This window comes from Psychroserpens sp. SPM9, assembly GCF_025153525.1.
In the GTDB taxonomy this organism is placed as follows: domain Bacteria; phylum Bacteroidota; class Bacteroidia; order Flavobacteriales; family Flavobacteriaceae; genus Psychroserpens.
On sequence record NZ_JANZNR010000003.1, the window covers coordinates 416847 to 441795 of the forward strand.

At 35.1% G+C, this 24949-nt stretch carries 26 protein-coding genes and 2 tRNA genes; 6 read left to right on the forward strand and 22 right to left on the reverse strand.

Annotated elements, in window-relative coordinates; translation table 11 throughout:
- Nucleotide 1 precedes the first annotated feature (1 nt).
- The 13 genes from N4270_RS08210 to N4270_RS08270 all read right to left on the reverse strand — a co-directional run bounded on the left by N4270_RS08210 (nucleotide 2) and on the right by N4270_RS08270 (nucleotide 13053).
- A complete protein-coding gene (locus N4270_RS08210; RefSeq protein WP_260096544.1) occupies nucleotides 2–598 on the reverse strand; it encodes a DUF5683 domain-containing protein in 597 nt (198 codons plus the stop codon).
- Nucleotides 588–1487, reverse strand: a complete 900-nt coding sequence (locus N4270_RS08215; protein WP_260096545.1) for a ParB/RepB/Spo0J family partition protein — start codon at nucleotides 1485–1487, stop codon at nucleotides 588–590. The genes N4270_RS08210 and N4270_RS08215 overlap by 11 nt, the downstream gene beginning before the upstream one ends.
- A complete protein-coding gene (locus N4270_RS08220; protein ID WP_260096546.1) occupies nucleotides 1487–2251 on the reverse strand; it encodes a ParA family protein in 765 nt (254 codons plus the stop codon). The genes N4270_RS08215 and N4270_RS08220 overlap by 1 nt, the downstream gene beginning before the upstream one ends.
- A gap of 125 nt (nucleotides 2252–2376) precedes the next feature.
- Complete coding sequence (locus N4270_RS08225) at nucleotides 2377–5229, reverse strand: pitrilysin family protein (RefSeq protein WP_260096547.1); 2853 nt, start codon at nucleotides 5227–5229, stop codon at nucleotides 2377–2379.
- A 174-nt stretch (nucleotides 5230–5403) separates the two neighbouring features.
- Complete coding sequence (locus N4270_RS08230; RefSeq protein ID WP_260096548.1) at nucleotides 5404–5790, reverse strand: hypothetical protein; 387 nt, start codon at nucleotides 5788–5790, stop codon at nucleotides 5404–5406.
- Nucleotides 5783–7909 (reverse strand): methylmalonyl-CoA mutase, encoded by a 2127-nt coding sequence (gene scpA, locus N4270_RS08235; RefSeq protein ID WP_260096699.1) that lies wholly within the window; start codon nucleotides 7907–7909, stop codon nucleotides 5783–5785. Before scpA ends, N4270_RS08230 begins: the two co-directional genes overlap by 8 nt.
- A complete protein-coding gene (locus N4270_RS08240; protein ID WP_260096549.1) occupies nucleotides 7906–8517 on the reverse strand; it encodes a hypothetical protein in 612 nt (203 codons plus the stop codon). The genes scpA and N4270_RS08240 overlap by 4 nt, the downstream gene beginning before the upstream one ends.
- 3 nt (nucleotides 8518–8520) lie before the next feature.
- Nucleotides 8521–9165 carry a hypothetical protein gene (locus tag N4270_RS08245; protein ID WP_260096550.1) on the reverse strand — a complete coding sequence of 215 codons (645 nt, stop codon included), beginning with the start codon at nucleotides 9163–9165 and terminating at the stop codon, nucleotides 8521–8523.
- 11 nt (nucleotides 9166–9176) lie between these two features.
- A complete protein-coding gene (locus tag N4270_RS08250) occupies nucleotides 9177–10538 on the reverse strand; it encodes a methylmalonyl-CoA mutase subunit beta (protein ID WP_260096551.1) in 1362 nt (453 codons plus the stop codon).
- On the reverse strand, nucleotides 10531–10836 hold the full coding sequence (locus tag N4270_RS08255) for a septum formation initiator family protein (protein WP_260096552.1): 306 nt from the start codon (nucleotides 10834–10836) through the stop codon (nucleotides 10531–10533). Before N4270_RS08255 ends, N4270_RS08250 begins: the two co-directional genes overlap by 8 nt.
- Nucleotides 10836–11444: a uridine kinase gene (gene udk, locus N4270_RS08260; RefSeq protein ID WP_260096553.1), complete on the reverse strand. Its 609-nt coding sequence runs from the start codon at nucleotides 11442–11444 to the stop codon at nucleotides 10836–10838. Before udk ends, N4270_RS08255 begins: the two co-directional genes overlap by 1 nt.
- A 50-nt stretch (nucleotides 11445–11494) precedes the next feature.
- Nucleotides 11495–11950 carry a cytochrome c gene (locus N4270_RS08265; RefSeq protein ID WP_260096554.1) on the reverse strand — a complete coding sequence of 152 codons (456 nt, stop codon included), beginning with the start codon at nucleotides 11948–11950 and terminating at the stop codon, nucleotides 11495–11497.
- Entirely contained in the window at nucleotides 11947–13053 is a 1107-nt protein-coding gene (locus N4270_RS08270) for a PQQ-dependent sugar dehydrogenase (protein WP_260096555.1), read from the reverse strand. The genes N4270_RS08265 and N4270_RS08270 overlap by 4 nt, the downstream gene beginning before the upstream one ends.
- Before the next feature lie 127 nt (nucleotides 13054–13180).
- Here N4270_RS08270 and N4270_RS08275 point away from each other — a divergent pair.
- From N4270_RS08275 to N4270_RS08295, 5 genes are all read left to right on the forward strand, one after another.
- Nucleotides 13181–13255: transfer RNA gene (locus tag N4270_RS08275), tRNA-Pro, on the forward strand.
- A gap of 9 nt (nucleotides 13256–13264) precedes the next feature.
- A tRNA-Arg gene (locus tag N4270_RS08280) sits at nucleotides 13265–13338 on the forward strand.
- Nucleotides 13339–13396: 58 nt separating this feature from the next.
- Nucleotides 13397–13645, forward strand: a complete 249-nt coding sequence (locus tag N4270_RS08285; protein WP_260096556.1) for a GIY-YIG nuclease family protein — start codon at nucleotides 13397–13399, stop codon at nucleotides 13643–13645.
- 110 nt (nucleotides 13646–13755) lie between these two features.
- Nucleotides 13756–14004 (forward strand): GIY-YIG nuclease family protein, encoded by a 249-nt coding sequence (locus N4270_RS08290; protein WP_260096557.1) that lies wholly within the window; start codon nucleotides 13756–13758, stop codon nucleotides 14002–14004.
- 371 nt (nucleotides 14005–14375) lie between these two features.
- The gene (locus tag N4270_RS08295) at nucleotides 14376–14801 is read left to right on the forward strand and encodes a hypothetical protein (protein WP_260096558.1); all 426 of its coding nucleotides are present in this window, start codon (nucleotides 14376–14378) and stop codon (nucleotides 14799–14801) included.
- Here the strand turns inward: N4270_RS08295 and N4270_RS08300 are convergent.
- The 9 genes from N4270_RS08300 to N4270_RS08340 all read right to left on the reverse strand — a co-directional run bounded on the left by N4270_RS08300 (nucleotide 14798) and on the right by N4270_RS08340 (nucleotide 23682).
- Nucleotides 14798–15979, reverse strand: coding sequence for an rRNA adenine N-6-methyltransferase family protein (locus N4270_RS08300; protein ID WP_260096559.1), 1182 nt, complete (start codon nucleotides 15977–15979; stop codon nucleotides 14798–14800). The two genes, N4270_RS08295 and N4270_RS08300, sit on opposite strands and share 4 nt — an antisense overlap.
- A 7-nt stretch (nucleotides 15980–15986) precedes the next feature.
- Nucleotides 15987–17075: an AI-2E family transporter gene (locus N4270_RS08305; RefSeq protein ID WP_260096560.1), complete on the reverse strand. Its 1089-nt coding sequence runs from the start codon at nucleotides 17073–17075 to the stop codon at nucleotides 15987–15989.
- A gap of 38 nt (nucleotides 17076–17113) precedes the next feature.
- Entirely contained in the window at nucleotides 17114–17620 is a 507-nt protein-coding gene (locus N4270_RS08310; RefSeq protein ID WP_260096561.1) for a TrmH family RNA methyltransferase, read from the reverse strand.
- A 3-nt stretch (nucleotides 17621–17623) separates the two neighbouring features.
- A complete protein-coding gene (locus N4270_RS08315; RefSeq protein ID WP_260096562.1) occupies nucleotides 17624–18172 on the reverse strand; it encodes a hypothetical protein in 549 nt (182 codons plus the stop codon).
- The gene (locus N4270_RS08320; protein WP_260096700.1) at nucleotides 18162–18737 is read right to left on the reverse strand and encodes a DUF4159 domain-containing protein; all 576 of its coding nucleotides are present in this window, start codon (nucleotides 18735–18737) and stop codon (nucleotides 18162–18164) included. Before N4270_RS08320 ends, N4270_RS08315 begins: the two co-directional genes overlap by 11 nt.
- Before the next feature lie 323 nt (nucleotides 18738–19060).
- The gene (locus tag N4270_RS08325) at nucleotides 19061–19765 is read right to left on the reverse strand and encodes a 16S rRNA (uracil(1498)-N(3))-methyltransferase (RefSeq protein ID WP_260096563.1); all 705 of its coding nucleotides are present in this window, start codon (nucleotides 19763–19765) and stop codon (nucleotides 19061–19063) included.
- Complete coding sequence (locus tag N4270_RS08330) at nucleotides 19765–20403, reverse strand: peptidylprolyl isomerase (protein WP_260096564.1); 639 nt, start codon at nucleotides 20401–20403, stop codon at nucleotides 19765–19767. Before N4270_RS08330 ends, N4270_RS08325 begins: the two co-directional genes overlap by 1 nt.
- Nucleotides 20404–20510: 107 nt before the next feature.
- Nucleotides 20511–20891: a Rid family detoxifying hydrolase gene (locus tag N4270_RS08335; protein WP_260096565.1), complete on the reverse strand. Its 381-nt coding sequence runs from the start codon at nucleotides 20889–20891 to the stop codon at nucleotides 20511–20513.
- Nucleotides 20892–20904: 13 nt separating this feature from the next.
- The gene (locus tag N4270_RS08340) at nucleotides 20905–23682 is read right to left on the reverse strand and encodes a putative LPS assembly protein LptD (RefSeq protein WP_260096566.1); all 2778 of its coding nucleotides are present in this window, start codon (nucleotides 23680–23682) and stop codon (nucleotides 20905–20907) included.
- Nucleotides 23683–23805: 123 nt separating this feature from the next.
- Between N4270_RS08340 and N4270_RS08345 the strand changes: the two genes are divergently transcribed.
- On the forward strand, nucleotides 23806–24924 hold the full coding sequence (locus N4270_RS08345) for an N-acetylmuramoyl-L-alanine amidase (RefSeq protein WP_260096567.1): 1119 nt from the start codon (nucleotides 23806–23808) through the stop codon (nucleotides 24922–24924).
- The last annotated feature ends 25 nt before the right edge of the window (nucleotides 24925–24949 follow it).

A 24949-nucleotide genomic window follows, 5' to 3' on the forward strand; every position in this document is an offset into this window, starting at 1 on the left:
TTTAGAATTTAAAATTCAAAGTGATCCCCAAATCTGTAGTATTTTCCATTTGGTTGTACTTGACGTGTGGTCTAAAAGACAAGTCTTCATCGACATTAAACTGAAGTAAATGCGCATCTACATTGGCATCAATAATATTTAAGGCATACATACCAATGGTAATCAACAACGCCAATTCTTTGTTACGCCTCAACTGTTGCTGCGCGCGTATGAGTCCGTCATCAGAAACATTAGGAAAGGGATCACCATCAGAACCTTGAGGAAATCCAGCCAAACGTCTTTTATAAGCATCACGATACAAGTCATAATCCTTATCATTTTTGACATAGAGATATGCAGGAATCCCAATCGCAGCATAAACGAGAGGAATTTTCCAATATTTTTTATTGTAAGCTTGTCCTAAACCCGGAAGTACAGCAGAGTAGAAGGCCGCTTTAGAAGGCGCTAAAACATTGATAGGTTCACGCTTTGTTTTTATTGAATCCTGGACGACAATTAAATCGGTTTTTACATCTTGAGGTGTTTTATCTTCCTGCGAAAATGAAAAACAACTAAATACGAGAGTAATGAATAAACTATATACTAATTTATTTGGCACGCTGAACGAGTTTTTTAATGCGGTTAAAATCTTCTTCGGAATGAAACGGAATGGTAATTTGTCCCTTTCCATTCTTTGCTACTTTAACGGCAATTTTATGGCCAAAGTATTCTGAAAATTCTTTTATGCCTTTTTTAACAAATTTAGGGAGTTCCTGAGGTTCAGACGTTTTTTTTGCTGAAGGGTTTTGGTAATTTTTAACCAGACTTTCTGTGGCTCTTACCGATAGTTTTTCAGAAATAATCTTCTCATAAATATCCAGCTGTACATTTTGGTCTTCAATATTAATAATCGCACGACCATGACCCATAGAAATAAACCCGTCTCGCATTCCGGTTTGAATGATAGGATCTAATTTTAGTAACCGAAGATAATTGGCGATTGTAGAACGCTTTTTTCCAACACGTTCGCTCATTTGCTCTTGAGTGAGGCTAATTTCGTCAATTAAACGTTGGTAGGATAAGGCAATTTCGATTGGATCTAAATCCTGGCGCTGGATGTTTTCAACCAAAGCCATCTCTAAAGATTCCTGATCATTAGCGATTCTTATATAGGCAGGAATTGTCGTGAGACCAATTAATTTGGAAGCTCTAAAACGACGTTCACCAGAAACAAGCTGAAACTTATTAAATTCCAGTTTACGAACTGTAATAGGTTGAATAACGCCTAATTCTTTTATAGAAGACGCTAGCTCGCGTAAAGTTTCTTCGTTAAAATTGGTTCGTGGCTGAAAGGGATTAATTTCGATAGCATCGATATCTAATTCAACGATATTACCAATTATAGTATCTGCATTTTTATCTTGAGCAGATTGAATATCATTTGAAGGGTCTTTCAACAATGCCGATAAACCTCTACCTAGTGCCTGTTTTTTTGTTGCCTTCGCCATTATACATTCTTATTTATAATTTCTTTTGCCAAACTTAAATAATTTGTGGCGCCTTTACTACTAACATCATATTTAATAATGCTTTCACCATAACTAGGTGCTTCACCTAATCTTACATTTCGCTGAATAATCGTTTCAAAAACCATATCACTAAAATGCTTTTGGACTTCTTCCACAACTTGATTTGATAAGCGTAGACGCTGGTCAAACATTGTGAGTAACATGCCTTCAATATCTAAATCCTTATTGTGGATTTTTTGAACGCTTTTTACAGTATTTAAAAGTTTTCCTAAGCCTTCTAAAGCAAAGTATTCACATTGAATTGGAATAATAACCGAATCCGAAGCCGTTAGAGCATTAAGTGTTAGCAAGCCTAAAGAAGGCGCACAATCTATTAAAATATAGTCATAAGCAGACTTAAGATGTGTGATTGCTTTTTTAAGCATATACTCGCGTTCGTCTTTATCTACAAGTTCAATTTCGATCGCTACAAGGTCTATATGCGCCGGAATGATATCTACGTTTGGCGAATCGGTTTCTATAATCGCTTCTTCGGCTGAAGCTGTATGTTCTAATAACTGGTAGGTTCCAATTTCAACTTGTTCGACGTCAATACCAAGACCAGACGTTGCATTAGCTTGTGGATCGGCATCTATAAGTAATACTTTTTTTTCTAAAACGCCTAAAGATGCAGCTAAGTTCACTGAAGTTGTTGTTTTACCAACACCTCCCTTTTGATTGGCAATTGCAATGATTTTACCCATTAATGATTTGGTTTAATTAAGCTCAAAAATACGATTTATTATGACTTTATAAAATGTAAGTTGTTAACAGTATTGCACAAAAAAAGCAGCCTTTTACCGCTGCTTTTTATGAATGGACTTAAAATCTACTTTTCTTCTGGTAAAAGAATCGCTTTTAAATAGCCATCTTGTAAATATTTTTTGGCAACATTATGAATGTCTTCAGTAGTTAAAGCATTAATATTTGCCTCATAATTTATCACATTATCAATATCTGATTGGTTGTAATCTGCATTTTTAATTGTAGATAACCAGAAACGGTTTTGTTCTAATTGTTCTTTACGTGTTAATAATAAGGCCTTTTTCACTTTGTCTAAATCTTTTGCTTCCGGACCGTTATCAATAATTTTTTGAAGTTCGGCAATGGCAGCAGCTGCAAGTTTTTCCGCATTTTCAGGTGCACATGGAAAAGAAATACTAAAGTTAAAAGTTCCGTAAGGTATTTTTCTAATCGAACCTCGGGCTCCAGCACCATAGACACCACCTTCATCTTCTCTTAGTTTTTCAATAAGCTTGATGCTTAAAATTTCACCTAAAGCGTTCATAGCTCTGGCTTCGTTTACATCATATTCGGTCTCACCTCTAAAGATAAGGTTGACCTGACTTTTAGGTTCTGAACCTTTGTTATAGATAAATTCTTGCGCACCATATTTTGGTCTAAATGATGGTACTTTGTACGCTTCTTTTGCTGCTGTTCCTGGTAATGAAGCGATATAGGTTTCAGCTAGCTCTGCAATTTGACTAGCATCAACATTCCCTACAAAATAAAAGTTGAAATCTCCTGCATTTGCAAAACGTTCTTGAAACTTTTCATAAGCTAAATCGTAATTAGCCTTGTCTAAAGCTTCACCATCTGGAAAGCCTGTATATCTTGGGTTTCCTTCGTTTAAAAATTCACCTAAAGCAATTGAAAATGAAATATTTGGATTTGATAAAATGTTTCCTAAAAATGCTTTTTGTTTACTGATATACGACTGAAACGCTTCTGGGTCTTTGTCTAATTTTGTAAAATACAAATGAATCATCTGAAACATGGTCTCCATGTCTTTAGGCGTTGTTGCACCTCGCATACCTTCATCTAAAGATCCAATATATGGACGAACATTTGCGATTTTACCAGACATAACTTTAGTCATGTCGTTCTTTTTTAAACCGTCAATTCCAGCTTCAAATAAACCACCATTGGCACTAGCTGTTTCTTTTAAAACATCGTCAGCGTATAACGACGTTCCTCCATAACTAAAGGCTTCAAAAAGAATTTCGTCATTTTTAAAATCGGTTTTTTTGTAAATAACCTTGGCGCCATTACTAAGTGTTAAGGTTGTTGTTTCATTAATTTGACCTTGATTATTAACTTCAGTGTTTGTAATGCTACCTTTTGTTGGTTTATTTGGCATTAATTCTGAACGTACCGCTTCATCTTCATAACCTTCAATGTCACTGTTTTTAACACTGTCTAGTAAATCAATAACTTCCTTTTCGGTTACTTTTGTGAGTCCTTCTTTTTTCGGACCTGTTAAAACCACCAAACGATTATCGTCGTGCAAGAAATTTTTAATTAGACCGTTAACTTCTTCAATTTTGATAGTTGGTAATTGTGCTTCAGCAAATTTATAAGACCATTCTACACTTGGCATCGGACTCTCCTGAAGGAAGTTTTGAATGTATGAATTCACTAATCTGCCAGATTCTTGTTTGTCTCTATCTTTGTATGCACGTTCTAATCTTGCTAAATAATCTTTTTTTGCACGTTCCAATTCCGAAGCATTAAATCCGAAACGCTTTACACGTTCATTTTCTTCTAACAAAGTTTTTAAAGCTTCTAATTGTCCGGTTTCATTGGTTTGTGCTACCGATTGATAAGCATCTTTGTTTCCAATAATTCCTCCGTGATACGAAAATCCGAAAATAAATGGCGGATTAGGTTTGTTGCTGTATTCACGTAATCTATTATTAATCATTCCTGTAAAAAGGCTTTCGACCATATTGTCTCTGTAATCTTTTACAGTTCGGGTCTTTTTAGAAGCGCCTTTATCTTTGTAATAAATTTGAACCTGACTTCCGGTAGCTTCTTCATCCCATTCAATCGCAACGAAAGTACCTTCGTGGTTATCGGATCCAAATTCTTCCCTAGGTTTCGGATTTTCTGGATTTTTTAAACCTGAAAAGTTTTCTTTAATCTTTTTTTCAAGGGTTTCAACATCTAAATCACCCACAGCGATAACAGCCATTAAATTTGGACGATACCAATCGCTTTGGAAGTTTCTCAGACTTTCATAACTAAACGTTTCCAGATTTTCTTTGGTTCCGATAGGTAAGCGGTCTGCGTATTTAGAATTATAGGCAATTTTATCAAGATATTTTGATTGCATTCGGGTTGAAGCGCCAAGACGTGTTCTGTATTCTTCGATAACAACACCACGTTCTTCATCAATATCTTTTTCGGTTAATAAAGCGCCGCCAGCCCAATCCTGAAGAATTTGAAATCCTTTATCCAGCTTTTCTGGATCGTCACTAGGAATTGGAAGGATATAAACGGTTTGATCAAAACCTGTATAGGCGTTCAAATCGGCACCAAATTCCACACCAATACTTTGCAGGTAATCTACCAGCTCGTTTTTCTTAAAATTGGTAGTCCCATTAAAGTTCATATGCTCCATGAAGTGCGCTAAGCCTTTTTGATCATCTGTTTCCAGAATGGAACCGGCTTTTATAGCTAAACGTAATTCTACTTTGTCTTCAGGTTTTCCGTTGTTTTGAATGTAATAGGTGAGACCGTTACTAAGTACGCCCGTTTTGACATCTGGATTCATTGGAATTTCTTCGGCAGCCGAAATTTCTTTCTTCTCTACAGTGGTTTCTTGAGCAAAAGAAATGGTAGACATAACGAAGGCCACAACCATGCTAAGCATGAGTTTTGTTGATGGTTTTTGATACATGTTTTTGAGTTTAATTGTTTTAATGATAAATATAACTAAGTTTTTAGTTGAAAAGAAATAGATTGTACTATTTTTCTTATTAATCTTCCGAAGATAAAAAACAAGTTATTGATTTAAAGAAGTTTAACAAGTTTTAACGCTTTAAACTGTGTAGAGGTGTAGTGATGTGAGTGTTTATTTTTTTACAGATTTAAACACGAGTTTTTGCTTGGATGTGTTTCTGGAAAGCGTGATTTGTTTCGACTGAAGATCATGAATAGTCCATAATGTTTCACCTCTTTTGTTTTTAATACTAATCACATTGCTATTGAGTGACCAAGTGCCTTCTAAGTCTTGTACAAAGCTAAATACGGAAGTAAAATCTTTATTTAATAGCATGGTCGTGCCTTCTAAGAAGGACAGCATTTCTTTTAATTCTTCCTCAGTTCTATCGGGATTGATAATGTCTACAAGTTCCCATTTTTTGGAAAGATTGTCGGTATTAATTTCTAAAGTCTCTTGTGCTTCTGTTGTATACAGACCTAAGAAGAAAATGATTAATAAGTACATGGATTTATTCATCGATAAGAATTTCTAAAATTTTAATAGCAGCATCGCTGATTTTTGTTCCTGGACCAAAAACGGCCACAGCACCAGCATCAAATAAATACTGATAATCTTGCTTCGGAATTACGCCTCCTACGATGACCATAATATCATCGCGACCATATTTTTTAAGTTCTTCTATTACTTGAGGTACAAGTGTCTTATGTCCTGCAGCTAAGGATGATACACCTAAAATGTGAACATCATTTTCAACCGCTTGCTTAGCGGCTTCTTTTGGGGTTTGAAATAACGGACCAATATCCACATCAAAGCCAACATCGGCATAACCTGTAGCAACAACTTTTGCACCACGATCATGACCATCTTGTCCCATTTTGGCTATCATAATTCGAGGTCGGCGACCATCTTGCTCAGCAAATTTATCGGCTAAGGCTCTAGCTTTTTTAAAGCTTTCATCATCTTTTATTTCTTTACTATACACGCCAGAAAATGATTTTATTTGTGCTTTGTAACGCCCGAATGCAACTTCTAAAGCATCACTAATTTCTCCTAAAGTAGCACGTTCTCGTGCTGCATCTACTGCTAAAGCTAATAAATTATCGTCACCTGAACGTGCTGCTTTGGTTAATTTTGAAAGTGCGTCTGTTACCGCCTGTGAGTTTCTTGTCGATTTAATCTGCTCCAAACGTTTAATTTGTCCGTTTCTCACCGTTTGATTATCAACTTCTAAGGTTGTGATAGGATCTTCTTCTTCTAAGCGGTACTTGTTAACGCCAACGATAATATCTTGACCAGAATCGATACGCGCTTGTTTACGCGCAGCTGCTTCTTCAATTCTCAGTTTGGGAATACCTGCTTCAATAGCTTTGGTCATACCGCCTAAAGTTTCAACTTCTTCGATTAATGTCCAAGCTTTTTGAGCAATATCATGTGTTAGTTTCTCTACATAAAAGCTTCCTGCCCAAGGGTCAACTGTTTTTGTGATTCCTGTTTCTTCTTGCAGAAATAATTGGGTGTTTCTTGCAATACGTGCAGAGAAATCGGTAGGAAGTGCAATCGCCTCATCAAGTGCATTGGTGTGCAAACTTTGAGTGCCTCCAAAGGCAGCCGCAGCAGCTTCAATGGTTGTACGCGCTACATTATTAAATGGATCTTGCTCTGTTAAACTCCATCCCGAAGTTTGGCAATGGGTTCGTAATGCTAAGGATTTCGGGTTTTTAGGTTGAAATTGACTTACGAGTTTTGCCCATAACATTCGGGCAGCTCGCATTTTGGCGATTTCCATAAAATGATTCATACCAATGGCCCAAAAGAATGATAATCTAGGCGCGAAAGTATCAATATCCATTCCGGCTTCGAGCCCCTTTTTAATGTATTCTAATCCGTCAGCTAAGGTGTAAGCCAATTCAATATCACAAGTAGCTCCAGCTTCCTGCATATGATAACCTGATATGCTAATGCTGTTAAATTTTGGCATATACTGACTCGTATATTCAAAGATATCAGAAATGATTTTCATTGAAGGTGTTGGCGGATAGATATAAGTATTTCTCACCATAAACTCTTTCAGAATATCATTTTGAATGGTTCCTGCTAATTGTTCAGGAGCGACGCCTTGTTCTTCCGCAGCAACAATATAAAAGGCCATAATAGGTAAAACAGCACCATTCATGGTCATTGACACCGACATTTTATCAAGAGGAATCTGGTCGAAAAGAATTTTCATGTCTTCAACCGAATCGATAGCAACACCTGCTTTACCAACGTCGCCTACCACACGTTCATGATCGGAATCATAGCCTCTATGTGTGGCTAAATCGAAGGCTACAGACAATCCTTTTTGTCCGGCAGCGAGATTTCTTCTGTAAAATGCATTACTGTCTTCCGCAGTTGAAAATCCAGCATATTGACGAACGGTCCATGGTCTACGAACATACATGGTTGAGTAGGGGCCTCTGAGATGAGGCGCAATACCAGCCACAAAATTTAAATGCTCAATATTATCTAAGTCATTAGCAGAATAAGTTGATTTCACGTCTATGCCTTCCGCAGTAAGAAAGGAGTTCTTAGCTTTAGGTTTTTGATTGTCACCTTCGGACTTTAATGTTATATGTTGAAGATTTTTTCGCATTATTTCACGACTATTTTTTCAATGAATGAATTATAGTTTTTGTTGGTATTTGAAAAGATATTAATGGCAAAGGATTTGTAATTTGATGAAATAAAATACATCGTGTTAAAGCTATCTATGGCATTAGCATCGGTCATTTTATAAGCTGCTTTAAAGACTTTAGTTAAGGTGGTTCCAGAATAGCCTGCATTCAACTTTTCGCAATTCATGTTTAATAAGTCGGCATAAGCACTACAAGAACTAGATAACAAGCCTAGTAATTGAGCAGATTCTTGCTTAGAAAAGGGCACAAAATCCATCATTTTCACGCTAATTAAGGTTGAAGAGGCAATATCTCTAAAATAATAGATGTTTCCTTTGCTAAATTTTAAATAGTTGAAACGCGCTCTTTCAATGCGTCTTTCTTCAGAATTAGGGATTATATCAATCAACTCATCGTATTCTTTTTCAGAAAATTTCTGAAAATACACGGGAAGAAATATCTTGATATTGTCTTCTCCTAATTCAAAATAGTCACCAGGCACATCATTACGTTTCGTGTCTTTGGACGCCTCTTGACAGGCAAAAAGCACCATACATAATAAAGTTATGATATACCAGTATTGCTTCATGAATTAGTGGTTGTGACCTGCGTGAGGATCGTGTGCTTCTTCTTGTTTCGCTTCAGTTTTTGGAACTTCCTGGCTAAAGTCCATATCGTAAATTCTAGAGTAGTACAAATCTAAAGCAACATATAATGCCAGATTTTTATCGTCCTTCATTCCAAAAGTTTTACGTCTTAACTGATCGCCAAACATACGTAAGCTCATGCTATTAGTGTCAATCAACGCATTAAAGGTTTTACGTAAAGGTTCGTCTTTTATTTTTGGGCCAATACATTTAAAAATAGGATGGCTAAAGTTGGTTTTGCTTCCATCAGGATTTGTAGTCCATAAATTCTTGTCTTGTTTTAAGGCTTCTAATACTTTTTTAGAATGTTCAGACACCATGGTTCTGTAGTCTACTTTATAAGAAACGGCCTGACTTACGAACAGACTATAAGCACGAGAAAGAATAGGTTTATCTGGAGTGTAGAAATTGCCTAAGTCTTCTTCAAATGATTGCACAGCTTCCTGAAAAAGCGCAGTATCCATACCTTCACAATCGATTAATTTTTCAACACTAGGATATTTATAGTCAAAAGCTACGTTTTGAGGTTTATCGTCTTTACAATTAAAAAGACATAGACATACTACTAGAAGTGTAAGTTTTAATTTCATAATTGATGATTTTATTCGTTTTTAAGTCGTTCTTGTTCTACGGTTTCTGCTAAGCGTTTTTCAATAATAGGCTCGATCAATGTTTTTACTGGATTGGTTTTAACAAAAGGATACAATTCTAAATCAGCTTTCATTTTATCTTGCAGATTAGGGTGTTTATTAGTACCTAGCAAAACATGGTCTCCGGTATCAAACAGCGCCTGTTCTTTGGCAGCACTTTCTTTGATTTTCTTTTGAATGGTTCCAGCCTTGAGTTGGGCAAGGAAGCCACCATTACTTTCAATATCTTTAAATAATTCTAAAGCTTTTTCGCTCAATTGGGTGGTTAATGATTCAATATAGTAGGCACCATCTGAGGCGTTATTGACTTTATCAAAATAGCTTTCATTTTTTAAAACCAATAACTGGTTACGTGCGATACGCGTTCCAAATTCATTGACTTTGTGATAAACAGCATCATAGGGTAAATTAGTGATTAGAGATGCGCCACCTAAAATAGCACTCATGCATTCGGTAGTTGTGCGAAGCATGTTGGTGTTGTAATCGTAAATGGTTTTGTTACGTTTAGTAGGTGTGACATGAATATCGCAAGTTGTATTTATATTGTACGCTGAAGCCAAGGTTTTATAAAGTAAACGTAAGGCTCTGAGTTTGGCAATTTCAAAAAAATAATTGGTGCCAACCGAGCAATTGAAAATGACGTTTAGATCTTGTTTTTGAGCGGCATTGCGTTCAGAATCAAAATGATTAAAATATTCGTTTAGATGTGCAACAGCATAAGCAAGTTGCTGAATCATATTAGCTCCAGCATTCTGATAGAGACTTACATCAATACAAAGTGTATTGGTATGTTTTACAATGCTCTCAAACTGTTTATGGTCTTCATTTAAGTTGTGGTACCAATTTCCTGTTCTCGCCAGATGACCAACGATATCCGTATGAATTGTAATTTGTTTTTTTGAAGGTATGGTTTTTACATATTCAGATGAAAGAAATTGTAAGTTGAAATGCATTGGAGTAGAAGTGACGTCTATATCTTTTAAGAGGTCGCTTACCGAAATGTTATCATTTGGAATGATAAACTCAATGGCTTCAACACCTTTTGAAATAGCATCTATAGCAGTAGCATTGGATTTTTCGGTATTAGAAACGAATATTGATTGGCAAATTTTGAAAGCACTTGCTTTGGTTTCAGAAATTGTAGGTAATGCTTCAAATTCGTCGGCATGATAAAAAGGTTTCACGTCAATACCTTCTAGCGTATGCCATATTAAAGTATCGTTATAATCGGCACCTTTTAAATCGGCTTGTATTTTTTGTTTCCATTGTTTAGAAGAGACCTCAGGAAAATCGCTAAATAATTTTTCACTCATCGGTTTTTTCTAGTTTTAAGCTGTCTTCATATTCAATAATGTAAATATCTTCATCATCTTTCTTCATATAGTATTTCTCTCGTGCGAGTTTCTCGACACCTTCATCGGTGCTTAATTCTTTGATGGCTTTTTTGTCTTTTTCGATTTCGTTTCGGTAATAAGCCTTTTCATCTTCTAAATCGGAAATATCGTTATTCAATTCATTGTGAATTAATAAGGAATTAGAATCAATAAAGAGCATCCATACCGCAAACACGATAAAGACAATTACAAATATGTTTTTTAAATATTTAAGCATTAGTTTAACTTTTCGTTGATAATAGTTTTTACTATATCAACTGCAACAGTGTTGTATTTGTTGTTTGGTATTATAATATCTGCATATTCTTTCATAGGTTCAATGAACTGCTGATGCATAGGTTTCAGGGTGTTTTGATATCTGGTTAAAACTTCGTCAATATCGCGACCACGTTCAGAAATATCACGTTTTAATCGTCTTATTAAACGTTCATCACTATCGGCATGGACAAAGATTTTAATATCAAATAATTTTCTTAATTCAGGATTGGTTAAAATTAAAATCCCTTCAACAATCATTACTTTTCTCGGCTTTGTATTGATGGTGTCTCCAGTACGATTATGTTTTACAAATGAATACACAGGTTGGTCTACCGCGTTACCTTTGCGTAGTTCCCGAAGGTGTTTTTCTAATAGTTCAAAGTCGATAGACCTTGGATGATCAAAATTAATTTTCACACGTTCTTCATAGCTCAAATGTGTGGTGTCCATATAATAGGAGTCTTGTGAAATCACGCCAACTTCTCCTTCGGGTAATTCGTTTAGTATTTGATTAACTACAGTTGTTTTACCACAACCTGTTCCGCCTGCGATTCCTATTATAAGCATAAATTAAGACTGAATTTTTGATGAACAAATTTAATAATTATGAAAGAAAATCACTCCTCAATTTTTGAAACTTCTTCGGGAGTTATCAACTTATCATTAGTATTGCCCCAACTGTTGGTGATATAGTTCATTACATCAGCAACTTCGGCATCTTCGAGTCCTAGAGGCGTCATTGTTCCATTGTATTTTACGCCATTAACTGTGATTTCACCAGATTGGCCGTATTTGATAGATTTTATGCTTTCTATTCGGTTATTCATTAGGTAATCAGATTTTGCTAAAGGCGGAAATGCTTTTGGAACACCTTTACCGTTAGGTAAATGACAACTCACGCAGAAATTGGTATAGACGTCTTTACCACGTTTCATGCTTTCAGTTAATTTAGGATCTTTTTGAATCTTATTATTTGTAGGATTACTTACTTCGGAAAGAGTTTTGTTTTTTTCTGAAGAATTACAAGATACAAGTAACGCAACAGCTACCATTGTGACTATTTTTAGTTTCATTTTGTTTTGATGAGTTTAACGATTCCTAAATTTTCAATACCAACATAGATGAAGCCATCTGGACCTTGATTGACAGAACGCACGCGTCCTAAACCGTCCAAAAGACGCTCTTCTTTGACGACTTTTCCATCTTTGATATAACAATTGTCTAAGTACTGAAATTTAAGTGAGCCTACCAAAAGATTGCCTTTCCAGCCTTTGTATTTATCGCTAGAAATAAATTCCATTCCGCTAGGTGCAATTGATGGTACCCAGTAGTGGAGCGGTTGTTCCATTCCGGCACGTGCGGTTTCATCTGTGATTTTAGTCCCTATATAATTGACACCATAAGTAATTATTGGCCAACCATAATTTTTTCCCGATTGGATAATATTGATTTCATCGCCACCTTTCGGGCCATGTTCATGCGTCCATATGGCTCGTGTTTCAGGATGAATTACCATACCTTGCGGATTACGATGTCCGTAAGAATAAATCGCTGTCTTAGCATTTTTACTGTTTATAAACGGATTGTCATTGGGAATAGAGCCATCAGCATTGAGGCGATAAACTTTGCCACCATCACGTGTAATATCTTGCGGATTTTCATCACGATTGCCGCGTTCACCAATAGTAAAGTATAAATAACCTGCATCATCAAAAACGATACGGGATCCAAAATGCTGACCTCTCGCGGTATTTGGCGTCGCTTTATAAAGAACTTCTTTGTCTGTAAGCATATTGTTTTTGAGTTTTGCCCTCATCAACGCAGTGTGACCGCCTTTTTCTTCGCCTTCAGATGAGGCGTAAGTGAGATAAATCCATCCGTTAGCTTTATAGTTGGGATGCAGTTTAATATCAAGCAAGCCCCCTTGGCCACGATTGTAAACTTCTGGAACCCCTTCGATTAGTGTTTTTTGTCCATTTTTAAAATGAATGATCTCACCAGATTTCTCGTTGATTAACATGGAGCCGTCAGGCAAAAAAGTAAACGCCCAAGGATTCGAAAGATCAGAAACGACGAGTTCGTAAGTGTGTTCATTATTGACAGGGTTTTTATCCTGAGCACAGGCACAAACACTGAGCAAACAAATAAAAAATACAGAAAGTCTTATAAATTTCATGAAAAATTAATTTAAGCTTAAATTTAATAATAAAAGTTATCAATTTTTAAAGAAAAGGTATATATTTGCACCTCGAAATTTTAGAGAAATTATTAATTTTGTAACTCTAAAAATAGATAACCATTTTCGGGGTGTAGCGTAGCCCGGTTATCGCGCCGCGTTTGGGACGCGGAGGTCGCAGGTTCGAATCCTGCCACCCCGACTTTATTGAGGGCTCTTAGCTCAGCTGGATAGAGCACCTCCCTTCTAAGGAGGCGGTCGAAGGTTCGAATCCTTCAGGGCTCACAGAATCCCTTTCATTTATTTGGAAGGGATTTCTTATTTTAATTTGACATGATAACTGATGTGTTTTACTTATATATTGTATTCTGAGTCTATAGATCGTTACTACGTTGGCTATACTTGTGACGATTTAGAAGAAAGGTTACGCAAACATAATACTAATCATAAAGGGTATACAGGTCAAACTAATGATTGGCGAATAGTCTATAAAGAATCATACAATAGTAAAAGCGAAGCTTATGCAAGAGAGCGTTTTATAAAGCAAAAAAAGTCACGACATTTTATAGAACGTCTCATTGCCGACACATAGAGCATTCCGCATTTAAGCGGAACGGTCGAAGGTTCGAATCCTTCAGGGCTCACAGAATCCCTTTCATTTATTTGGAAGGGATTTCTTGTTTTAATATGACATGATAACTGATGTGTTTTACTTATATATTGTATTCTGAGTCTATAGATCGTTACTACGTTGGCTATACTTGTGACGAGTTAGAAGAAAGGTTACGTAAACATAATACTAATCATAAAGGGTATACAGGTCAAACTAATGATTGGCGAATAGTCTATAAAGAATCATACAATAGTAAAAGCGAAGCTTATGCAAGAGAGCGTTTTATAAAGCAAAAAAAGTCACGACATTTTATAGAACGTCTCATTGCCGACACATAGAGCATTCCGCATTTAAGCGGAACGGTCGAAGGTTCGAATCCTTCAGGGCTCACAGAATCCCTTTCATTTATTTGGAAGGGATTTCTTGTTTTAATTTGACATGATAACTGATGTGTTTTACTTATATATTGTATTCTGAGTCTATAGATCGTTTTTGATGTTTTATTCAAATAAACTCATAGTTTTATTTCCAAATCTTGCAAACTAGTATAGAAATTCTTGTTTTTCAGTAAATTAGTGTTGTATTTCATCGGTTTTCTGAATCTTAACTTGCATTACATCGAGTATTTTGGTCACTTAATCGATATTTTTGTTTGAAATCATAGAATTTAGACGTACCTTTGACCTATATTTCATTAAACCCCAAATCGATGAAAAACCTACTTAAAAACACAATTGCGTGTGTAATTGTTATGACTTCATGTTTTAATTGTTCAGTTGAATCAATTGAAAACGACCAATTAGAAGCCTCTATGTTAGAGAGCTCTGCACTTCAGTTAGACCCTTGCAGTAATCAAGATCCACAAGCCAGAATCACTAATAACGGGACTGTTCCTGTGACTTTAGAAATTGCAACTATTGATGGTACGATACTACATACTGTTGTAGATTTAGCTCCTGGAAGTGTGTCTGGATATTTGACTTTTGCTTCTGATGATATTATTTTCAATGTATCAAAGAATACTACTGGAATTACTGATGAAAAAGTGACCCATACTATGGAGCAGTGTATGAGTTTTGATATGGAAGTGGATACAGACAATTATTTAATTGACACTGTGCCTGTAAGCCTTTAATTGAGCTTGGAGCAAACAATTAGTATTTTTTCGTTACAATGATTTGTGGTGAAAAATAGATATTCCTTACCGCCATCTTTAATGCGATATTTTTTTCGAAGGTTCTGAACAGATTCTGGAAAATTTCTTATCGTCATATTAGCCTTAGTAATTTTAAGGGCTTTTAGATTTTTTTTATTGTAATCTATAATGGATTCAATTTTAAATGTGCGACCAGGAAAATCAATTAATTTACTGCTGGTGTATAAGTGGGAGTGTTGATGCAGCTTGATAAGATTCAGTTGTTCAGCTAAAATATTAAATCCTCCCGATTTTAAAATAGCCGAATTAGGTTCGTAAAGATAGTTTTGAGGATCGTCAAATGTCACTATGGCTTTAGATTCATCTTCTAATTTATACGAGAACTCATCTTTATCGCCTTCAATAATATTAACGGTTTTGATAGTTATTTCACTATTAAAACCGTTTTCTATAATCCATAAAAGCTCTTTTACTTCATTTTTAATTGCAATGATATGGATTTCTTTAACGTGTTTTAATTCACTAATGCCAACAGAAAGGTCTAATAAAGGTGATGTTTTAATTGCAATATTTTTAGATACTTTCAATAAGTCATCTAAATGATTTGGAACATTAGGCTCACAATCCTTTAAGAAAAACACTTTTCCTTTTTGATCATGTCTTCTTGAGGGATCTATATAAATCCAATCATAATCTTGTTTCGTAGAAGTGATATAATCGATACCATCATCGGCAATCATTTGTATGTTTTCAACGCCTAACTTGGTGTTGTTGTGGGTTACTATTTGCGATAATTCAGTATTTATTTCACAATGAGTCACGTTTTTAAATACTTTTGAAAAGTAGTAGGAGTCTACTCCAAAACCTCCAGTAACATCAATAATTGAAGTGCCTTTAAGTAATTCGGATTTGTATAAGGCGGCAATTTCAGAAGATGTTTGCTCAATATTTAGTTTATTAGGATAGTAAATACCTTCCGTCAAAAACCAGGTAGGTAATTTGGTCTTGCATTTTGCTTTGGCTTCAATTTGTGCTACAATGTCTGAAGTACTCACATCTTCAAAAGTTGTGCCTTTGAGTAGAATTTTTGAGATATCAGACTTAAGATTAAGGCCAATAAATGCTTGGATATCGCTATTTAAAAGTTTGGTATTCAATTGTAGATTACAACCCTTGAGTTAATTTTTTTACCATTTTATTATCAGATAAAAATTCTTTCAAAATCACCTTTATAGCTGTGTATGCTGGTACAGCGACAACCATCCCTACGACACCAAAAAGCAAACCAGCGATGATTATTACTAGGAAAATCTCTAATGGATGCGATTTTACACTTTTTGAAAAGATATAGGGCTGACTGAAAAAATTGTCCACTAGTTGCGCAACAACAATAATGATACATGTGTAAAGCATTTTTGGTAAAGCTACATCACTAAAGCTATCTCCTAAATTATTGGTCATAACTAATAGAAGCATTAGAAACCCGCCAATCAACGGACCTATATACGGAATTAAATTAATAAGCGCGCATAAAAAGGCAATCACAACAGCGTTCTTCACACCAATAATTAAGAGTCCGATAGTATAAATAACAAACAGAATCAAGATTTGAAAAAAGAGACCTACAAAATAACGCGACAGTAAATCTGAAATTTTTGTAAAGGAGCGTTTAGTGTTGGATTCTTTATCATTAGGAACAAAAGTCAAAATACCTTGTTGAAATAAATTGCTGTCTTTTAAAAAGAAAAATGCAATAAAGAGCACAGACATGAGTCCGATACTAAAGCTTCCAAAGCCTGAGACAATACTATTTAAAAAGTTAGGAATCACACTATAATCCAGATTCGTAAGAATTTTAGATTCTTTAATTGCTTTTTCGGCGTCGATATGATTAAGTTCGAGATAAGCAATACTCGATCGGTAAAGTTCTTCAATTTTTTCTTGTAAAGCAGCTATGTCTAGTAGTGATAAGTTTTGGCCTTGTTCAACGAGTAATGGGATCAATAGACTTACAATACCAACAAAAACACCAATAAGAAATAGCATTGTTGTAATAACAGCCAAGGTGTTTTTAAACTTTAAACGTCGTCTCAAAAAGATAACGATTGGTCTTCCAATGAGTGAGATTACGGCAGCAATTAGAAGGTAAACAATGACCGATTGAATTTTATAAAGAAAATATAATACTAGAGCAATAGCCACAATAATACCGATAGCTCTGAGTATTCCGTTGGCAATAGTTTTTGAGTTCATTAGATTGATTTTACTTTATTAATATATAAAGACTTTACTTAATTTGATTTAAGTTGCTTCGTTATTTCATATAAAGTGATGCTTGTCGCCTGTACAACATTCATACTGCTATTTTGTCCGTACATATCGATATGAATCACCGCGTCTGAAGACTTTAAAACCTCTTGTGAAACCCCAAAATTTTCATCGCCAATGACTAATGCAATTGGTGTGTTCTTCGGAAAGGTGTAATGGGTTAAAGCAGTACTTTGGGTTGTGATCTCTAAGGATACTATATAAAAACCTTTGCGCTTCAATTCTGAAATGACATCATTAATCTCTGTTTCAACTGAATGTTTTACAGCTTTCTCTGTTGCTCGAGACGTTTTAGTCATCTTTCGTCCTAAAGGAATTTGTGCACCACAAAAAATTAATTCTGTAATACCAAAAGCATCAGCAGTTCTAAACAAACTTCCAATGTTTGGCGCATTTGTGACATTCTCACAAACCAGAGTAATGGGAAATGTGTGTTTTTCAAAATGAGTCGAGTAGTGGTCGAGTTGCATAATTCAATCTAGTTGTATAGAATTTAATAAGGTTTTTATTTTCTCAGGAGGACTAAATATGTATATACCCGTTTCTTCTCTTGGGTAAGATAACTGAATGATATATGTGATGGCACCAGTGCGTTTTAGTAGGACTTCATGAAGCATATACTGGTCATCAACAAAAATCAGAAAGTTTAACTGATGAAAGCTTTGGCCATTTATTTCTGTATTGCGTTCCTGGTAAAAAGAATTAAATTCATGTGTGTCTAACACCATTTGTTTCACAGCCTCATAATAAACGCTGTTAGATAGGTTATCTTGAGAGGTGTCTTTAGTGATTTTTAGAACAAAAGAAGCTTTGTCAGTGTCGTCTATTAATGAGAATAAAACCTTGTCTTTAAGGTTGTAAACGGGTTGAATCACGCGCCATTGCTGACTGTTGTATCTTATGCTGAATGGATGCTGTTTTGCCTCAAAACCTTTGATGTTACTTGAATTTTTACAAGAACAACTTATTAAAAACCCGATAAGAATTAGGTGTTTTGAAATGGTATTGATTTTAGTTTTCAAAAGCATATTTCACAATATTAGCGCCCATTTTAAGTGCTTTTTCTCTAACATCTTCTGGGTCATTGTGAACTTCTGAATCTTCCCATCCGTCTCCTAAATCACTTTCAAAAGTAAATAATAGCACCAGTCGGTTTTTGTGAAAGATTCCTAGAGCTTGCGGACGTTTACCATCGTGTTCATGGATTTTAGGCAAACCATCAGTGAATTTGTACGCCGTACTAAAAATTGGGTGTGTTTTGGGTAATTCTACCAGTTCCAGATTAGGAAATACTTTTTTAAGCTCTTTTCTAATATAAGGTTCCATACCATAATTGTCATCAATATGTAGAAATCCGCCAGAAAGTAGATATTTTCTTAGGTTATCAGCATCTTCATCCGAAAAAAATACATTCCCATGACCTGTCATATGCAGTAACGGAAATTGAAAAATATCGATGCTACCAACTTCGACGACCTGAGGTTTTGTGTTCATTTTTGTTTTAATATGGTCATTACAATATTCGATTAAATTAGGTAAAGCAGTAGGGTTGCTGTACCAATCACCACCACCTTTGTATTTAAGCATTGCTAAGTCTTGAGCTAATGCTACAGAGCTTATTAAGCTTATCACAAGTGTGCATGTTATTGTAAGATTCTTAAAGTGTTTTGAACTAATCCTCATAAGTTCAAAAATAAAAAAAATAGAGTTATGAAACATATCCTTTTAACGTTATTTATGACCTTATTATTTTTTTCTTCGGAAAAAAGAAAGTGCTAGATCAATAATTATGATGCTTACATTTCTTTCGTATTGAGGCTGTTCTGATAGTTTACGGACTAATAATCTTATAAAGTATAATCATTCAAAATACTGATTGTAAATGCTTTAATTTTTATCAATTAAACTTATTATTCATTTATATACGATACAGAATGACAAGCGACAATGGCAGCAGTTTCCGTGCGTAATCGTGTATTACCCAGGGTTACTGGAATGAATTGTTTTTCGATGGCTTGATTGATTTCTTTAGGACTAAAATCGCCTTCTGGTCCAATAAGAATTGTAACGGCTTCATTTGCTTTTAGTTCTTGCTTTAGTGATTTTTTGTCGGTTTCCTCACAATGCGCAATAAATGTTTGTCCGTTGAATTCCTGATTCATATACGTTTTAAAAGAAATAGCCTCATGAAGTTCTGGTAAATAGCAATGTAGCGATTGCTTCATGGCTGCTTGCAGTATTTTTTCATAGCGATCAGCTTTTATGACACGACGCTCGCTATTATCACAAAAGATAGGAGTAATACTGTCTATCCCTATTTCGGTTGCTTTTTCTAAAAACCATTCGTAGCGATCGTTCATTTTGGTTGGCGCCACAGCTAAGTGAAGCCTGTAGTTTCGTTTAGGCTGTAGTGTTGCTGAAGTGATTTGTGCCATGCAGTTTTTGATGTCAGCAATCGTGATTTCAGCAGTAAACAACCAGCCCTTTCCATTGGTAATATGCAAAACATCGCCTACAGATTTCCGCAACACTTTGGCAATGTGTTTACTTTCTTCTTTAGAAAACTGAATCTCAGAATCCTGTTCTGTTAAATCTTGATTATAGAAAAGTTGCATTATTTTCTAGGTTCGGTCACTTTTAAAACCTTAGCTTCTTCAATTAGTTTTTTGTCTTGTGTCATTAAAACCACATAATAAGCCTTGATTTCTGGAATATCAATGGTGAAAATATCATTGACACTGTGATTTTCTTTGAGGACTTGTTTTTCAAACTCAGGATGTAAATCACCATAAGTAAACCATCCCAGATCACCTCCTTGTTTTGCAGTGTTATCCATTGAATAGCGTTTCGCTAAATCTGTAAAACGGTAACCTTGTTTGTATTTAGAAATGACATCTTGACGAATGTTATTGATTTCTTCCAAAGATTTAATAGAGCCGTCTAAGTATACACAGCTGACTCTATAGTAAGGGATTTCATATTTTTCAATGACCTTATAATAGGTTTTTTGTGGTGCATCCTTGAAATATTTTTTAGAACCTATTCCCATTTTAAGAATGTCTTCAGCCATTTTGGTCTTATGCTTTTCTTCGTTGAAGACAATAACTTTTCCTTTAGCTTTTTTATTCTTTTTGAAGAATAAGTTGACATCGTCAAGTGTTTGAACAGAATCTAATGATTTTTCAAAATTATCTTGAGCAACGACTATTGAAGTCATAAAAATAAGTGTGGCAGACAGTAATGTTTTAAGCATAGTAAAGTGTTTTAATAGGTTTCAAAAATAAAGCTAAGAAGTAACTATAAAACACATGTTTCTTGAAGTTTTTAAGAATTGATTGTTTATAACTCTTAAAAGGGCTTTTATTTTACGGCGATCATGCTGATTTCTACATTGACAAACTTTGGTAAATTGGCAACTTCAACTGTTTCGCGAGCTGGAGCTGTATCGGCATCAAAGTATTTGGCATACACTTCGTTTATTTTTGAAAAGTTATGCATGTCACTAATAAAGATAGACGTCTTAATCACATTTTCGAATGTCATATTTGCAGCCTGTAAAACGGCTTTAAGATTGGTCATCACCTGTTCTGTTTCTAAAACAATTGAATCTAAAACCAATTCACCTGTATTAACATCAATAGCGATTTGACCCGAAGTATATAAAGTGTCTCCTGTTAAAATCGCTTGATTATAAGGACCAATTGGAGCAGGAGCATTAGGTGTATTGATGATGGTTTTCATGATATTGTATAAATTAAAGTTGTTGATCTCTTTGTTTACGCTTATCGTATTTAAGGTCTTTAAGTAAGTTTGAACGAATGCCGATAAAGAAGTTCCATGAGTTATAAGGTCCAAACGGTACCCAGGTAAAGTTCATTCGCCAGCTTAATAAATCACGCTCAAAACGTAATTGTGTAGCTGTGAATCCTTGGTTGACAAAGTCATAACCAGAAGACGCACCAACCGACCATCGTGGTGACAATTCAATATCGCCAGAAAACATTAACGAATTGTTAGAGATGGTATTCTGCCTTGCCGAATTGGTATAATTCACAGCATAGGCTAATCTCAAACTCCAGGGGATGCTATAATTATAAAACTCTGAAGGCTCTTCTTTTTTCTTTTTATCTCTGTCGTCATCTGTGAGACGCTGATCTGCAAAATCCTGAGGTCGACCAAATAAATCATCGGCGCGACCACCACTTCTTAGATTTTCTTGTATAGCGGCATCATTTTCAGGGTCACCACCTTCAAATTGTTTGCTGGATAAGGAATAACTAATATTAAGATTAGCAGATGTTAGTCTGAAAAGACTTCCGCCATTGTTGATATTAAATTGATCGATTCTTTGGTTATTATTATTCAAAGCATACGGATCGAGTACCATTCCGAAGTTAATATTCATCTTATCTTGAAGAATAGTTGTACCTCCCGAAATTCTCAAAGGACTCCATTGCAATGAGTCACCTGCAAAATTATAAGAGGTCTGAAAATTAAGGTTGTTTAAAAGTTTGATTTTTTTAGGTTCAGTAGCTGTACTGTCTTTGTCTCTAACTTTGGCTTCAAAATTATTTCCTATAGAAATCCCCATCGAGCTAGAGAATGTACGGCTTGGAACACCAAATAATGAGCCTTCAAACCGTGTGTACTGAACACGTTCGGCTTCACCAGCAGTAGTACCATCGGCATCAACGATTTCAAAAGTATCGTAATAATTATCAAAGGCCGGATTGATATTATAACTAATTGACGGTCGCATGACATGACGAATTTTTTTAATCAAAGGGTCTTTGCCTTCCTTTTCAAAATCAAACATGCCGTAAATAGTTGTTCCTAAACTTGCGCTAAAATTATAGGTAAAGAAACGGTCAAAATGGTTTAACTCTTCGGTAACAATTTCTTCCGCATCTTCATCGTAATATCTATTAATGGTATTGAGTGTCCAGTTCTCTTCAAAATTTGCATTGGCACTCATACTGAAGTAATCAAATATCTTAAAGTTAGTAGACACAGGTATAGAATGCACAGCGCCAACCTGAGCATCATCGAACATTTCCGATTTAAAAAACAGTGAATCGGTGGTTTGAATTCTGTTTTCAGCTCTTACGTTGTATTGGACATTTATATTCTGAATGATCCCTTTTTTAGTTCCCGTTTTAGGTTCAAAAGGGAAAACTCTGCTAACACTTCCTTGAAATGTAGGTAGAGTTAAATTGATTTGTTCGGTATTAGTATTTTGCGAATGGGTAGCTGTAACACTCATGTTTACCTGAGGTTCGCCTTGAAATGTTTTAGAGTAAGAAACCGAAGACGCTAAGGTATTGTTTAGTGAGTTGGTTAAATTCAACTGATTAATCGATTGTCTGTAATATTGACTACTTCCTAGGTTCACAGAGGCAGAGAATCGAGAACTCGGATTGGATTTAGCATCTTGGCTGTGCGACCATCTAATATTGTAAATGGTCGATTTTGAAAAATCTGGAAACCCACGTTCGCTATTAATTAAATTCTCGTAACGAAAACTTAGATTTCCTCTAAATTTATAGCGTAGCGCGTAATTACTTTCAATTCGAAGTCCATAACTTCCATTGGTGTAATAATCACCTAACACAGCTAAATCTAAATAATCACTAATGGCAAAATAATAACCACCATTTTGTAAAAAGTAACCTCTGTCGTTTCCTAAATCTTGTCCGGGAGTAGGCATTATCACACCAGATGTTTGTTTTTTGGTCATCGGAAAATATGCAAAGGGCAATCCGATTGGCGTCGGAACATCATAAATAAACAAGTTGGTGAGTCCGGTAACTACTTTAACTCCAGGAACCACCTTAGCAGTTCGCATTAAAAAATAATATTCGGGATCGTCTAAGTTTTCAGAGGTCGTAAACTTTCCGTTCTGAATAAATAAAATCGAATCATTTTCAATCTTTGTTTTCTCAGCGATGATGGTACCGCCACTTTGTTCGGTTCTCGAATTAAAAACCAGACCTTTTTTGTTTTCAGTATTAAAAATGATAGAATCAGGTTCTATCACACTTTGTCCTTGTGTAAATACAGGTGCTTGAGAGTAAACACCAGCCGAATCCTTTAAGCGTCCCGCAAACACTAGGTTTTTGTTATGGTCGATGACAATAATGCCTGCTTTGATATTCATATCCTGATAATCAACTTCAGCATTGTTATAAAGGGTCGTTTGGTTTTTTCGTTGATCTAACCTAACGTAATCTGTGGCTTTGTATTTGACAATATCAGCAAGCGCTTCCTTTTTCTTCGGAACAGAATCTTTTTTGGTGCTATCTATTTCTTTGGTATTTATAGGTGGTGTAAGTAGAGAGTCGACATTAATTCTTACCGAATCGTTAACCGTTTTGGGTTTGATGGGTTCTTTAGAATTTGGCAACTCTTGTGCAAAGCAAAACATGTTAATAAACATGGTAAAACTTAGGGTAAAAAGTATGTGTAAGCTTTTTGTACGCAATGCTTTTAAATGTATTTTTGCTAAAGTATGGCTCGGTTTTTGAATTGCCAAAATTACATATATTTTTTATGATTAATTTATAATTCAATCAATTTATATAAAGTATTCAAAGTACGAAAACGATTGTATTTTAATACCCTAAAATAAAACGAGTTGATAAAACGTTAAACATCTATGAAAACGACACTACCATATAGATTCTTACTAACACTTTTGTTAATTACCAGTTTTTTAACATCTGCGCATGCACTTCAAGGTGATAAAGATAAGTTTATTGTGGTCTTAGATGCTGGTCATGGCGGTCATGATTCTGGAAATCTTGGAAGCGGTTATAAAGAAAAAGACATCGCGTTAAATATTGTTAAGCAAATTGGAAACACTTTAGAAAAACACAAAGACATTAAAGTTATTTATACCAGAACAAAAGATGTTTTTGTGACTTTAAGAGGTCGTGCTAAAATTGCTAATGATGCCGATGCAGATTTGTTTGTTTCTGTGCATTGTAATGCTCATAATTCTTCGGCTAACGGAACAGAAACTTTTGTTTTAGGTCTACACGCCAATCAACGAAATTTTGAAATTGCAAAAAAAGAGAACGAAGTGATTTTTTTAGAGGCCGATTATGAACAACACTACGAAGGGTTTGATCCTAATTCTCCAGAGTCTTTTATTACGTTGAGCATTTTACAAGAAGATTATCTCGATCAAAGTATTAGACTAGCAAGACATATTGAAGATAATTTTAAGGCCCAGCAAAAACGTAAGAGTAGAGGTGTAAAACAAGCTGGTTTTTGGGTGCTTCACAATACCTATATGCCAAGTGTTCTGGTTGAAACGGGATTTTTAACCTACAAAAAAGAAGGGGCGTATTTAAACTCTAAAAACGGACAATCAAAAATGTCTAAATCCATTTCGGATGCCATTTTAGATTATAAGAAACAGTTAGATTTAAACGTCGGTAAAAATATTTATCAGGATAATTCAGAAACTGCCGATGTAGCTATTGAAGGTGAGCCACAAATTATAGAAAATGTGGTTTTCAAGGTTCAAATTGCAGCAAGCTCTAAAGAATTAGCGCCAAAATCCTATAACTTTAAAGGTCTAAAAGATATTTCTAGAGAGAAAGTGGGTTCGGTTTATAAGTATTATTATGGTTATACTTCAGATTATAATATTGTAAAACAGTTGCAAACCGAAGCACAATCTAAAGGGTATACCGACTGTTTTGTAGTTGCTTATAAGGATGGAAAAAAAATTGATGTTTCCGAAGCATTGAAATCTGCCTCTAATTAGACACATTCTTTATATTATTTTGTTA